The following is a 13,721-nucleotide window of genomic DNA, read 5'->3' on the forward strand; positions in this document are numbered from 1 at the left end:
ATAATTTGAAAGGAAGATTACCTAATGAACAAAGATATTTATGTAGTAGTTGAACAGGTAGACGGTGTTGTACAAAAAGTAGGCATCGAGCTTATCGGTATAGCAAGTCAGTTAGCTGCAGACTTGGAACAGAAAGTGGTAGCTGTTGTACTTGGCGATAATGTAAAAGGATTAGCTGATAATCTAATTCATCATGGAGCGGAAAAAGTAATAGTTGTAGAAGATCCAATGTTGGCTGTTTATGCAACTGAACCATATACAAAAGCCCTTAATGCAGTAATAGAAGCTAAAAAACCGGAAATTGTACTTTATGGAGCAACTTCAATAGGTAGAGACCTGGCTCCTAGAGTATCTGCTAGAGTTCACACTGGTTTGACAGCTGACTGTACAAAGTTGGAAATAGATCCGGAAACTAAGTTATTATTAATGACTAGACCAGCATTTGGTGGTAATATAATGGCTACTATTGTTTGTAAAGAACATAGACCACAGATGGCTACTGTTAGACCAGGAGTTATGCAAGCTCTTCCAAAAGATGCAAGCAGAACTGGTGAAGTTGAAGAATTCAAGGTTGAATTTACTCCAGAAGATATGAATATAAAAATAAGAGAGGTTGTTAAATCTAAACATGCAAAGGTAGATATAACTGAATCTAAGGTTCTTATTTCAGGTGGTAGAGGTATAGGAAGTCCAGAATATTTTGATGTATTAAAAGAGCTTGCAGATGAGTTAGGTGGCTTAGTTACATCTTCAAGAGCAAATGTTGATGCTGGATGGATTGGAAGAGAAAGACAGGTTGGACAGACTGGTAAAACAGTAAGACCTGATTTATATATGGCTTGTGGTATATCAGGAGCTATACAGCACTTAGCTGGTATGGAAGATTCTGAATATATAATTGCTATTAATAAAGATTCACATGCGCCTATCTTTGGTGTTGCTGACTTAGGTATTGTAGGGGATGTACATAAGATAATGCCTATATTAATTGAAAAGGTAAAAGCATTAAAAGAATCTAAAAAAGATATGTAATCAATGAGAAATACATAGTTTATAGACAAATTGTTTGCATTACAAAAAAAGTATATTTAACTTTAATAAATAATAGTAAACATGTTTGAAATATAGTATAATATATCTAGGAGATCATTTTCCTCCTAGATATATAACTATATCATTATAATTTGTAAAATTTATTTATCTAAAAAATTTTAAAAAAATAGTTAAATAAATAACAAAATAGGAGGAGAAAAAATGGTTAAGGTAAGAGTTACTTGCAACAAGAACATTATTGAAAGATTCGGAGTTAAGAAACCAGAAGGCTGGGATTTCCAGTATATCAACTATCCTTGTTCTGATGAAGAGTTAGCTGAACAGTGTAAGGATGCAGATATAGTGTTTTGTGGACCAGTAGACTATTTCAGAAGAGAAGTAATAGAAAAACTTGATAATTGTAAACTTATACACTCTTTGGGAGTTGGATTCGACAAGATAGATCTTGAAGCTGCTAAAGAAAAAGGAATCTATGTTTGTAATAACAGAGCGGTTAATGCAGTTCCAGTTGCTGAATTAGCAGTTGGTCATATGATTACTTGTTTAAGAAGAATGCCTGAAGCTGATGCAAAAATTAAGGCTAAGGGAGCAGAAGGATTTCATGAGAGTTTCAAAGAATATCAAGTTAAAGGACAGAGTGAATTAAGTTCTAGAGTAGTTGGGCTAGTTGGTCTTGGGGCTATTGGTAAGGCTGCTGTTAGAATGCTTAGAGCATTTGGTTGTAAAATTATGTACTATGATGTGTTTAGAGCATCTGAGGAATACGAAATAGAAAATGACTTAACATTCTGCACTTATGAAGAGATACTTAAGAATTGTGATATTATTTCTTACCATGTTCCAGTTCTTGATTCTACAAGAGATATGGTTCGTAAAGAAACAATAGATATGATGAAGCAAGATGCTATCATCATAAACGTTGCCAGAGGGGAAATAATAAATAACGAAGATCTTGCTGAAGCTCTTAACAACGGAAGAATATTTGCTGGTCTTGATGTAATTGCTCCTGAACCACCTACAGCTGATCATCCAATATTCAACCTTACTGAAGCTGGAAAAGCCAGATTATCTATAACACCACATATAGCTGGTACAACAGATGATGCATTTATAAGAATGTCTGAGTGGTCTTATGCAGATATGGTTAAGGTTATGAATGGTGAAAGACCAAATAATATAGTTAATGGTCTTTAGTATTTATACGGCATTATTGCTGAATTTATTTTAGAAAAAGGTGACGAGTATGGAAATTAAGAGAAAAGACGTTATTGTGTGTGGATTTGCCTTATTTGCAATTTTCTTTGGTGCTGGTAACTTAATATTCCCGCCACATCTTGGAGTAATTGCTGGTGACAGATGGTACGTTGCTATGTTTGCATTCTTACTATCAGATCCAGTTTTACCTATACTAGGGGTTATAGTTACTGCAAGATTAGGTGGTAGAGCAGATGATTTAGGAAAGAGAGTTAGTCCTGCATTTGCAAAATTAATAGGTACTATTGCTATTTTGACAATTGGGCCATTCTTTGCCGTTCCTAGAACTGGTGCTACTACTCATGAAATTTTTGTTAAACCATTATTTCCAAGTGTGCCGATTTGGGCAACTGCGATAGTATTCTTTGGTTTAACGCTATATATTACACTTAATCCTGGTAAAGTAATAGATGTTATTGGTAAATATCTTACTCCAGCATTATTGGTAATATTAACTTTAATTGTTGTTATATCAATAGTAAATCCTCCTGATCCAAAGGTTACTACTGAGGCTACTGGCTTATTTACAATGGGATTCTCAGAAGGTTACCAGACAATGGATGCTCTTGGATCACCTCTAATGGCTGGTATAGTTATGACAGACTTAATCAGACGTGGATATAGTGATAAAGAAACACAGTTCAAAGCTAGTGTTCAGGTAGGTATAGTAGCGTTTGTACTACTTGCATTAGTATATGGTGGTTTAACTTATGCTGGTGCTACAGTTGGTGGACACTTTGATGGTGAAACAGAAAGAACTGCACTATTAATTGGTATGGTAGAATTGATGTTAGGTAATGTTGGTAAAGTATTTATGGGTGTAGCTGTTGCTCTTGCTTGTTTGACAACTTCAACAGGTCTTAGCTCAACTTGCGGAAATTACTTTGAAACTATTTCAGGCGGAAAATTAAAATATAAATACATAGTAATGGCTTGCGTTGCCGTTGCATTTGTATTATCTTTAATCGGTGTTGATGGACTTATAGCTATAGCAGTTCCAATATTATCAGCAATTTATCCAGTTATTATTGTACTTATCGTAATGTCTATATTTGACCACAAAATAAAGTACAATTGGACTTATACTGGTGCAGTAATAGGTGCTTTTGTAGTTGCTTTGATAGAAAGCATTAACTTAGCTTCTGTAATGAGAGGTGGAAATTTACTTGCCGATCAAGTTGCTGTAGTAAAATCATTACCGCTTGCAGCATTTGGTTTTGAATGGATATTACCGGCAGTTGTTTGTTCAATAATATTAACAGTAATCAGTATGGCAACTAAGAAAGGTAAAACAATAAATGATCCTATAGATAGATAAATTTTTGTAAATAGGATAATTTAAAAATAATTGTGTATATATTATTTCAAGCTCCTTTTCAATGGGAAAAGGAGCTTGAATATAAATAATTTTTATAATAGTGGGAGGTAATCAACATGATTTCACAGGATATGGTAAAATTAGGTACAGCTAAGTCTATAATTAGAGAACTTGCAGGTTTTGGAGCTCAGAGAGCTGCAATTGTAGGTGCTGAAAATGTACTTGACTTTAGTTTAGGTAATCCAAGCGTTCCGGCTCCAAAAGCAGTTCAGGATGCTATAGTTGATATAATTAATAATTATGAGCCAAAGGTATATCATAGTTATAGTTCAGGTGCAGGTCACAATGCTTGTAGAACTGCAATAGCTGAAAATCTTAATAAGAGATTTGGTACTGATTATACGATGGACAATTTCTTGATGACTTGTGGTGCTGCTGCTTCATTAAATATAGTTTTCAAAGCTCTAATATCTTCTCCAGAAGATGAAATAATGGTATTAGCTCCATTCTTCCCAGAATATACAGTATTTATTCAGGGACAGGGTGGTAAACAAGTATTAGTTCCTTGTAAAGATGATATGCAACTTAACCTTGAAGGAATTAAGTTAGCACTTACTCCAAATACAAAAGCAATAGTTGTTAATTCTCCTAATAATCCATCAGGAGTTGTTTATACTAAAGAAGAAGTAGAGGGTCTTTGCGAATTACTAAAAGAAAAATCTAAAGAATATGGACATCCTATCTATTTAATTACAGATGAACCATATAGAGAATTAGTCCTTATAGATGGACTAGAAGTTCCTTTTATACCAAATATGTATGACAATACAGTTGTCTGCTATTCTTGGTCAAAATCTTTATCTCTACCAGGAGAAAGAATTGGTTATGTACTAGTTCCTAACACAGTAGAAGATAAAATGCTTATGGCTGCAGTAGCAGGTTCTGCCAGAGTTCTTGGATATGTTTGTGCTCCAACTTTATTCCAGATGGTAATTGAAAGATGTGTTGATGTTGAACCTGATTTAACTGTTTATAAGAAAAACAGAGATTTATTATATGATGGATTGACTAAGTTAGGATATAAGGTTGCTAAACCAGCTGGTGCATTTTATCTATTTATTGAAGCTCCAGATGGAGATTCAGAAAAATTCTCTGAAAAAGCAAAAGAATATGATATGTTAGTTGTTCCTGGAACTGGATTTGGTTCTAAGGCTCATATGAGATTATCATACTGCGTTGAAACTGAAAAGTGTGAAAAAGCACTTCCAGTGTTTGAAAAGTTAATGGCTGATTATAAATAAGAAGTTTCAGGCTTAGCTAGAGTAAAATTAAATATAATTTTCAAATTAAAAGTTTGATAAAAATTAAAATAGCATTGATGAAATATAGTGATTATCTATATTTCCACAATGCTATTTTTTTAATTATTTTCATTATTAACAAAGTCTTTTAAAATTTTATATATAGTTGCAGCTATTGGAAGACCGAAGAATACACCCGTTATACCAAATAATCCGCCACCGATTATTATAGATATAATTACCCATAATCCGGGAAGGCCGACAGAATTTCCTACGACTTTTGGATAAATCAAATTCCCTTCGATTTGTTGAAGTACAGTCAAAAATATTATAAATAAAACAGCTTTAAAAGGGCTTATTGTAAGAATCATTAAAAAACCAAATAGACCACCTATATATGCACCTACTAATGGGATTAGAGCAGTTAACCCTATTACTGAGCCTATCATAGGAGCATATGGAAATCTAAATATCCATAAACCAAGAGTACATAGAGTACCTAATATTATTGCTTCTATAAGTTGTCCTACTATAAAAGCGTGGAAGGTTTCATTTGTTATGTCAAGTATATAATAAAATTTTTTCTTGATATTCGACGGCATAAATTTATTGAATAATTTGTCGAACTGTCTTTTTAAAGTTTCTTTGGTAGACACAATATATATAGCTATAATCAAGCCGATAATTATGTTCATTAAGAAACTGAAAAATGAGCCTACAAATGATAAAAAACCGCCTGTCCAAGTAGATAATATATTTATACTATTTTCCAAAATTGCTTTACCGTCCAGATTTTTATCTATCTGTTTGAAATTTGGAAAATGTTTATAAAGCTCAAATGATTTTTCTCTAAAAGTATCATACATCTTAGGAAAAGAATCTGAAAAAACTGATGCTGATTCTTGTACCTGAGGAATTACCAGTTTGGAAACCAGCAGTAAAACCAAAGTTATAGAAAATAAAGAAAGAAGTATACAAATTCCTCTTTTGGTTTTTATTAGATATTTATTATTAGTATTTGGAAAATATATTTTTTCCCATTGAGTTACTAGTATATTTAATATAAATGCGACTAGACATCCGACAAATACCGGGTTTAATACGGACATAACTATTCCTACTGTATTTTTTATCTCTTTAATATTAAAAACTATAGCTAGAATAAACCCAAAAAATAATAATATTTTATATGTATTTTTAATTTTAAATTTATTTTCCATAAAGACCTCCAATCTATGCATATATTTCTATTCTATATTAAATAAAAAGCAAATACAATAACTAAAATTTATGATAAAATAGAGTTAATAAATTTACATAATTTTAAAAAGCATATTTAATTTATTTTATAGTATATGTAATATATTTAGAAGAATTTTTTAGGAGGTAATTGAGATGATGGATGTATATAATGATGAAAAGATATTGATGAGTTTTGAAACCCATAGAAAACTTAATATGACAAATAAAGGCACAAATATGGTGGCAAATTGTCTATTAGGACATTCAAAGAGTTCTGGTATAGTTCCAGATTTATATACACTGATATTGACTGAAAAGACATTTTTTGCAGAGTATAGTAGAAAAAGTCTACATGGGAGTAAACCTAAAAAAGTGACAAAATTAAATATACCAATAGAAGATATTGTCAAATTTGAATTGGCAAAAAAAGATGAAGATGATTGTTTATATTTGAAAAGTGAGTGGGGTAAGGAATATTATTTTGAGATTGATAATACAGAAAAAAAATTGATAGCCCTAAAGATGATAGAGGAAGTTGAAAAAATCAATAAAAAATAGCGTTTATAAAGTTAAAAGTTAAAGGGGGAGTTATGGAGTTTAAATTGGTTTCAGATTATAAGCCGACAGGAGATCAACCTCAGGCTATAGAAAAAATTACAGAATCTATAAAAAATGGAAATAAATATCAGACATTATTGGGAGTAACAGGATCGGGCAAAACTTTTACCATGGCAAATATCATAAAAAATGTCGGAAAACCGACTTTGGTATTAGCACATAATAAAACTTTAGCGGCACAGTTATATAGTGAATTTAAAGAATTTTTTCCTGATAATGCAGTAGAATATTTTGTTTCGTATTATGATTATTATCAACCGGAAGCTTACGTAGCCCATAGTGATACCTACATAGAAAAAGATGCGAGTATAAATGACGAGATCGATAAGCTTAGACATTCAGCTACTGCTTCTATCCTTGAAAGAAGGGATACCGTAATAATATCTTCGGTATCATGTATTTATGGATTGGGTGATCCAAAGGATTATAAAGAATTGATGCTGTCTCTCAGACCGGGGATGCTTAAAGACAGGGATGATGTAATAAAAAGGCTGGTTGAAATTCAATATGAGAGAAATGATATTAATTTTATACGTGGAACATTTAGAGTACGAGGTGACATTCTAGAAATTTTTCCGGCCGGAAATGATGAAAGAGCCATAAGATTGGAATTTTTTGGCGATGAAATTGATAGAATAACTGAGATAGATTATGTTACGGGAAAAATTATAGGAGAGAGAAATCATGTGGTTATTTTTCCTGCATCTCATTATGTAACTACTCCGGAAAGAATAGAAATGGCTATTAAAACCATTGAATCGGAACTGGTTGATACTGTAAAAAAATTTAAAGATAATGATAAGTTGCTTGAAGCCCAGAGAATTGAGCAAAGAACAAATTACGATATAGAAATGCTTAGAGAGATAGGTTTTTGTCAGGGAATAGAAAATTATTCAAGACATATTACAGGCAGAAATCCCGGAGAAAAACCATACACGTTGATGGATTTTTTTCCGGATGATTTTTTGCTTATAGTTGATGAATCACATGTGACTATTCCTCAAGTAAGAGGAATGTATGCAGGGGATAAATCTAGAAAAAAATCTCTTATAGAAAATGGTTTTAGATTGGAATCAGCCTATGATAACAGACCTCTAAATTTTGAAGAATTTGAAGAAAATATAAATCAGATATTATTTACCACTGCTACCCCGGGACCATATGAAATAGAGCATACGAATGTTTTTGCCGAGCAGATTATAAGGCCGACGGGACTATTAGATCCAATTATAGATGTAAGGCCTGTTGAAAATCAGATAGATAATTTGGTGGTGGAAATAAATAGAAATATAGAAAATGGTGAAAGAGTATTAATCACTACTCTCACTAAAAAAATGAGTGAAGATTTGACAAATTACCTAGTGGAGTTGGGAATTAAAGTTAAGTATCTTCATTCAGATATTGTAACTCTTGAAAGAACTGAAATAATAAGAGATTTAAGGCTTGGAAAATTTGATGTACTGGTAGGTATAAATTTGCTTAGGGAAGGTTTGGATATTCCTGAAGTATCCTTGATTGCTATATTAGATGCTGATAAAGAAGGATTTTTGCGGTCTGAAACATCTTTAATACAGACCATTGGTCGTGCTGCAAGAAATTCAAATGGTAGAGTTATAATGTATGCAGATAGAATAACGGATTCAATGAAGAGAGCAATTGATGAAACGGAAAGACGTAGGAGTATACAGATGGCTTATAATAAGTCGCATAATATAGTTCCTAAGACGATTAGAAAAGATATTAGAGATAATATAGAAGCTACAAGAATAGCAGAAGAAGTAGAAGCATATACAAATGTCGATGTGAAAAAATTAAAAGACGATAGTGAAATTACAAGTATGATTATAATTCTAAAATCTGAAATGATGTTGGCAGCTGAAAATCTGGAGTTTGAAAAGGCGGCCGAACTAAGAGATAAAATAATGGAATTAGAGAAGAAAGTTTAAATTATTAATTGTGGAGGTTATAATGAATTTTAAGGAATTAGTAAAAGTCAATAGAACTTGTAGAAGATATGATAATTCAAAAAAGGTTTCTATGAAACAGCTGGAAGAATTAGTAGATTTAGTCAGATATACACCATGTGGAGCAAATAGACAATCTTTGAGATTTGTATTGATAAATGATAAAGAAATAAATGAAAAAATATATGATAATATAGCGTGGGCTGGGTATCTAAAAGATTGGGATGGTCCGGTTAAAGAAGAAAGACCCACTGGATATATTGTATTTGTAAGCGATAGTCAATATGGAAAACCAATGCTTGAGGATGTTGGTATAGCATCTCAAACAATATCTCTTGGAGCAAGATTTGAAGGAATGGCAGTTTGTATATTTAAGGCCTATAAAGAAGAACCAATAAAAGAAATATTGGAGTTAGGGGATAAATATAATATTCATTTAGTTATGGCTATTGGATATCCGGTTGAAGAAGCCGTGATTGATAATATAAAAGTGGGTGAAGATATAAAATACTACAGAGATAAAAATGGGGTACATCATGTACCGAAAATTGTTACGGAAGATACAATTATTAAGAAAAATCTCTAATGAAAGAGAGGTATCATGAAAGAATCAATTATAATAAGGGGTGCGAGAGAAAATAATTTAAAAAATATTAATTTAGAATTGCCAAGAAATAAATTTATAGTTTTTACTGGTTTATCGGGCTCAGGGAAATCATCTCTGGCATTTGATACTATTTATGCTGAAGGTCAAAGAAGGTATGTTGAGAGCTTATCTTCATATGCTCGTCAGTTCTTAGGTCAAATGGATAAACCAAGTGTAGATTATATTGAAGGTTTATCTCCGGCAATTTCTATCGACCAAAAAACCACGTCCAAAAATCCTAGATCTACAGTAGGAACAGTAACGGAAATCTATGATTATCTAAGACTTTTATTTGCAAGAGTGGGTGATGTACATTGTCCAACCTGCGGAAGTTTAATAAGTCAGATGACCATTCAGGAAATAGTAGATAATATTATAAAATATGAAGAAAGAACTAGACTTCAAATATTATCACCAATTGTGAGAGGACAGAAAGGAACTCATAAAAAGACCCTTGAATATATACAAAAAGAAGGGTATATAAGAGTCAGGGTCGATGGAGAAAACTATGAGGTAACTGATGATATAAATTTGGAAAAAAATAAAAAGCACAATATAGATGTTGTAGTAGATAGAATAATAGTAAAAGATGGAATAGAGGCTAGATTAGCCGACTCTATTGAAGCGGCTGTGAAATTATCAGATGGTTTGGTAATAGTTCAGGAAATTGATGCCAGTGAAACTCTTTACTCGACGAAATTTGCTTGTCCAGAACATGGTATAGGTATTGAAGAGTTGTCGCCGAGAATGTTTTCATTCAATGCTCCTTTTGGTTCTTGTGAAGTATGTAATGGACTTGGAGAAAGTAAGGAAGTAGATGTGGATTTAGTAGTTCCAAATAAAGATTTAAGTTTGAAACAGGGGGCTATAGCTGCATGGTCTAGTAATGGCCTTAACGATAATACATATTATACAAAAATGTTGTTAGCTCTTTGCGAAAAGTTTGGGGTATCAGTTGAAACTCCATTTAAAGATCTTCCTCAAAAATTTGTGGATGAATTATTGTATGGAAAAGAAAATACAATTGTCACATTTGAATTTGAGTCAAAGTTTGGTGGAATAAGAGAGTATAAAAATTATTTTGAAGGTGTAATAACAAATATTGAGAGAAGATACAGAGAAACAAATTCTGATGCAATGAGGGATAGATTAGAGGACTTTATGTCTGAAAAACCTTGTCCAAAATGTAATGGAAACAGATTAAAACAAGAAGTACTGGCTGTAAAAGTCGGCGAAAAGAATATAATGGAAGTCACAGATCTTTCAGTAGATGATTTGATAGATTTTATTTCAAAGATAAAACTAAGTGAGAAAAATCAATTTATTGCTAAGGATATTTTAAAAGAAATAAAGGAAAGAGCCAGTTTTTTGAGTAATGTTGGTTTGGGATATTTGACTTTGTCCAGAAAAGCAGGTACATTATCAGGTGGCGAGGCACAGCGTATAAGGCTCGCAACTCAGATAGGTTCGGCTTTAACCGGCGTATTATATGTTCTCGATGAGCCTAGTATAGGGCTTCATCAGAGAGACAATGATAAATTAATAGCCACATTGAGAAAATTAACTGATCTTGGAAATACTCTGATTGTAGTTGAGCATGATGAAGATACTATGAGAGCTGCTGATTATATAGTCGATATAGGACCGGCTGCGGGTATACACGGCGGAGAAATTGTCGCACAAGGCACAGTAGGAGATATAATAAATAATCCGAATTCAATTACCGGAAAATATCTAAGCGGTGAAGTGAGTGTAGAAGTTCCCGAATCTGTCAGGGAAGGAAATGGTCAATATATCGAAGTTAAAGGTGCTTGTGAAAATAATTTAAAAAATATAAATGTAAAGTTTCCACTTGGAAAATTTATCAGTGTCACCGGAGTATCCGGATCCGGGAAATCCACACTTGTAAATGAAATTTTGTACAAGGGACTTGCCAGGAAATTGAATAAGTCAAGGGTTAGGCCGGGAAATCATAAGGAAATAAAAGGTATTGAAAATGTTGATAAAGTAATAAACATAGATCAAAGTCCGATAGGCAGGACTCCTAGATCCAATCCGGCAACATATACCGGAGTATTTGATATGATAAGAGATCTATTTGCATCAACAAATGAAGCTAAAGCTAGAGGGTATAAAAAAGGTAGATTTAGTTTTAATGTAAAAGGTGGAAGATGTGAAGCTTGTAAAGGTGATGGAATATTAAAAATTGAGATGTTTTTTCTTCCGGATGTATATGTACCATGTGAAGTATGTAAAGGTGAAAGATATAATAGAGAAACTCTTCAGGTTAAATACAAAGATAAAAGTATTTCTGATGTGTTAGATATGAATGTAGAAGAGGCTTTAAATTTCTTTGAAAATATTCCAACTATAAAAAGAAAGCTGGAAACATTAATGGATGTTGGTCTTTCATATATAAAACTCGGACAGCCATCAACCCAGTTATCGGGTGGTGAAGCGCAAAGGATAAAACTTGCTACTGAATTGAGTAAAAGGCCTACCGGAAAGACTATTTATATTCTTGATGAGCCTACGACAGGTCTACACTCGGAAGATGTAAGAAAGTTAATTGAGGTGTTACAAAGACTTACAGATACTGGGAATACAGTTGTTGTAATAGAGCACAATCTGGATGTAATAAAAACTGCAGATTATATAATTGACTTGGGACCAGAAGGTGGAACTGAGGGCGGAACAGTTGTCGCGACAGGAACTCCTGGCGAAATATGCGAAGTTAATAATAGTTATACGGGTAAATACCTATCAAAGTTAATTAAAAAACAATAAATGCAAAAATAAAGTTAACTGTTTATTTATATTTATTTGAAATTATTAAGAATTTAAGAAAAAATTAAGTTTAAACTAGATTATTCTTAAGTTTTAGTATATAATATCAAATAACTTAATAAAACACTGTGTTGAATTATTACACAGTGTTTTGTTGAATGAAATGGTTTATTATTTTTAATTGACAAAATATTATAAATAGGAGGTATTAACTATGAAAGACTTATTCATCAAATGGAATAGCATAAGTTTGGTAAAACGTATCATAGTAGGTATGATCATTGGTGCTATTCTAGGTGTTGTTGTTCCTAAATGGTCTGAAATAGCTATACTGGGTTCATTATTTGTAGGTGCGTTAAAAGCAGTAGCACCGATACTTGTATTCGTTCTAGTAATAGCAGCGATTGCTCAGCATAAGAGTGGTCACAAGACTAATATGAAACAAATAATAGTTTTATACTTGATAGGAACGTTTTCAGCAGCGTTAGTGGCAGTGATTGCCAGCTTTTTATTCCCGATTAAATTAGTACTTGCTCAGGGAGCGACAGATGTGACCGCACCCGGTGGAATCGTTGAAGTTTTAAAATCTTTATTGATGAGAATTGTTGACAATCCGGTCAATGCAATAATAACAGCAAATTATATAGGTATCTTAACATGGGCAATTATTTTTGGTCTTGCTTTAAGACATTCCGCTGAAAGTACTAAGAAACTATTAGTTGATATTTCTGAAGCAGTATCACAAGCTGTAAGATGGGTAATCAGTTTTGCTCCATTTGGTATTTTAGGTCTTGTATTTGATACTGTATCTACAAATGGTTTGGATGTATTTAAAGATTATGCTGCACTTTTAGGTGTATTAGTAGGTTGTATGCTTTTCGTGGCTTTAGTTGTAAATCCTTTAATAGTCTGGTTTAATATAAAAACTAATCCATATCCATTAGTATTCAGAACACTTAAAGATAGTGGACTATATGCGTTTTTTACAAGAAGTTCTGCTGCTAATATTCCGGTAAATATGAAATTATGTAAAGATTTAGGATTAGATAAAGATACATATTCGGTTTCAATTCCTTTAGGTGCTACTATAAACATGGCAGGAGCTTCTGTGACAATAGCCGTATTGGCATTGGCTGCAGCATTTACTGTTGGAATAAAAGTGGATTTACCAACTGCTTTTATATTATCAGTATTGTCTGCAATTTCAGCTTGTGGTGCATCCGGAGTAGCCGGTGGATCATTATTGCTTATACCTCTTGCTTGTTCATTATTCGGTATACCAAATGACATAGCTATGCAGGTAGTAGGTGTAGGATTTATAATAGGTGTTATACAAGATTCTTGTGAAACAGGTCTTAACTCAGCATCTGACGTACTATTTACTGCAACAGCAGAACTTACTGAAAGAAGAAAAGCAGGAAGAAAGGTTGACTATCAGACAGTAAAGGCAGATGCAATTAAATATAATATAGAAAATGCTGATATATAAATAAGTTTATATAACATGATTTAATATTGTGTTTAGAGAAAAATATTGT

General features: G+C 32.6%; 10 protein-coding genes. 9 read left to right on the top strand and 1 reads right to left on the bottom strand.

Translation table 11 applies throughout. The features are described 5' to 3' along the window. Nucleotides 1-24 precede the first annotated feature (24 nt). The 4 genes from HLB29_RS02105 (at nucleotide 25) to HLB29_RS02120 (ending at nucleotide 4,926) form a co-directional block, all read left to right on the top strand. Complete coding sequence (locus tag HLB29_RS02105; protein ID WP_185623500.1) at nucleotides 25-1,032, top strand: electron transfer flavoprotein subunit alpha/FixB family protein; 1,008 nt, start codon at nucleotides 25-27, stop codon at nucleotides 1,030-1,032. A gap of 222 nt (nucleotides 1,033-1,254) precedes the next feature. Next, on the top strand, nucleotides 1,255-2,247 hold the full coding sequence (locus HLB29_RS02110; RefSeq protein ID WP_185623501.1) for a 2-hydroxyacid dehydrogenase: 993 nt from the start codon (nucleotides 1,255-1,257) through the stop codon (nucleotides 2,245-2,247). Between the two features lie 49 nt (nucleotides 2,248-2,296). After that, nucleotides 2,297-3,625: a branched-chain amino acid transport system II carrier protein gene (gene brnQ / locus HLB29_RS02115; protein ID WP_185623502.1), complete on the top strand. Its 1,329-nt coding sequence runs from the start codon at nucleotides 2,297-2,299 to the stop codon at nucleotides 3,623-3,625. 116 nt (nucleotides 3,626-3,741) lie between these two features. Then, nucleotides 3,742-4,926, top strand: coding sequence for a pyridoxal phosphate-dependent aminotransferase (locus HLB29_RS02120; RefSeq protein WP_185623503.1), 1,185 nt, complete (start codon nucleotides 3,742-3,744; stop codon nucleotides 4,924-4,926). A 119-nt stretch (nucleotides 4,927-5,045) separates the two neighbouring features. Here HLB29_RS02120 and HLB29_RS02125 read toward each other — a convergent pair whose 3' ends face one another. Beyond that, nucleotides 5,046-6,146 carry an AI-2E family transporter gene (locus tag HLB29_RS02125; RefSeq protein WP_185623504.1) on the bottom strand — a complete coding sequence of 367 codons (1,101 nt, stop codon included), beginning with the start codon at nucleotides 6,144-6,146 and terminating at the stop codon, nucleotides 5,046-5,048. Nucleotides 6,147-6,321: 175 nt separating this feature from the next. On the opposite strand from HLB29_RS02125, the gene HLB29_RS02130 reads away from it, so the two are divergent. From HLB29_RS02130 to sstT, 5 genes are all read left to right on the top strand, one after another. Then, nucleotides 6,322-6,726, top strand: a complete 405-nt coding sequence (locus tag HLB29_RS02130; RefSeq protein ID WP_185623505.1) for a hypothetical protein — start codon at nucleotides 6,322-6,324, stop codon at nucleotides 6,724-6,726. A gap of 32 nt (nucleotides 6,727-6,758) precedes the next feature. Beyond that, nucleotides 6,759-8,732 (top strand): excinuclease ABC subunit UvrB, encoded by a 1,974-nt coding sequence (gene uvrB, locus HLB29_RS02135; RefSeq protein WP_185623506.1) that lies wholly within the window; start codon nucleotides 6,759-6,761, stop codon nucleotides 8,730-8,732. A 22-nt stretch (nucleotides 8,733-8,754) separates the two neighbouring features. Further along, a complete protein-coding gene (locus HLB29_RS02140) occupies nucleotides 8,755-9,336 on the top strand; it encodes a nitroreductase family protein (RefSeq protein WP_185623507.1) in 582 nt (193 codons plus the stop codon). A gap of 15 nt (nucleotides 9,337-9,351) precedes the next feature. Further along, the gene (uvrA, locus tag HLB29_RS02145) at nucleotides 9,352-12,183 is read left to right on the top strand and encodes an excinuclease ABC subunit UvrA (RefSeq protein WP_185623508.1); all 2,832 of its coding nucleotides are present in this window, start codon (nucleotides 9,352-9,354) and stop codon (nucleotides 12,181-12,183) included. A gap of 214 nt (nucleotides 12,184-12,397) precedes the next feature. Further along, the gene (gene sstT, locus HLB29_RS02150; RefSeq protein WP_185623509.1) at nucleotides 12,398-13,672 is read left to right on the top strand and encodes a serine/threonine transporter SstT; all 1,275 of its coding nucleotides are present in this window, start codon (nucleotides 12,398-12,400) and stop codon (nucleotides 13,670-13,672) included. The last annotated feature ends 49 nt before the right edge of the window (nucleotides 13,673-13,721 follow it).

The organism is Peptostreptococcus canis, from assembly GCF_014229965.1.
Taxonomy (GTDB): Bacteria; Bacillota; Clostridia; order Peptostreptococcales; family Peptostreptococcaceae; genus Peptostreptococcus; species Peptostreptococcus canis.

What these genes read in the sequence shown, in the direction of transcription:
- HLB29_RS02105 (WP_185623500.1), top strand. Translation starts at nt 25, where the DNA reads ATGAACAAAGATATTTATGTAGTAGTTGAACAGGTAGACGGTGTTGTA.
- HLB29_RS02110 (WP_185623501.1), top strand. Translation starts at nt 1,255, where the DNA reads ATGGTTAAGGTAAGAGTTACTTGCAACAAGAACATTATTGAAAGATTC.
- brnQ (WP_185623502.1), top strand. Translation starts at nt 2,297, where the DNA reads ATGGAAATTAAGAGAAAAGACGTTATTGTGTGTGGATTTGCCTTATTT.
- HLB29_RS02120 (WP_185623503.1), top strand. Translation starts at nt 3,742, where the DNA reads ATGATTTCACAGGATATGGTAAAATTAGGTACAGCTAAGTCTATAATT.
- HLB29_RS02125 (WP_185623504.1), bottom strand. Translation starts at nt 6,146, where the DNA reads ATGGAAAATAAATTTAAAATTAAAAATACATATAAAATATTATTATTT.
- HLB29_RS02130 (WP_185623505.1), top strand. Translation starts at nt 6,322, where the DNA reads ATGATGGATGTATATAATGATGAAAAGATATTGATGAGTTTTGAAACC.
- uvrB (WP_185623506.1), top strand. Translation starts at nt 6,759, where the DNA reads ATGGAGTTTAAATTGGTTTCAGATTATAAGCCGACAGGAGATCAACCT.
- HLB29_RS02140 (WP_185623507.1), top strand. Translation starts at nt 8,755, where the DNA reads ATGAATTTTAAGGAATTAGTAAAAGTCAATAGAACTTGTAGAAGATAT.
- uvrA (WP_185623508.1), top strand. Translation starts at nt 9,352, where the DNA reads ATGAAAGAATCAATTATAATAAGGGGTGCGAGAGAAAATAATTTAAAA.
- sstT (WP_185623509.1), top strand. Translation starts at nt 12,398, where the DNA reads ATGAAAGACTTATTCATCAAATGGAATAGCATAAGTTTGGTAAAACGT.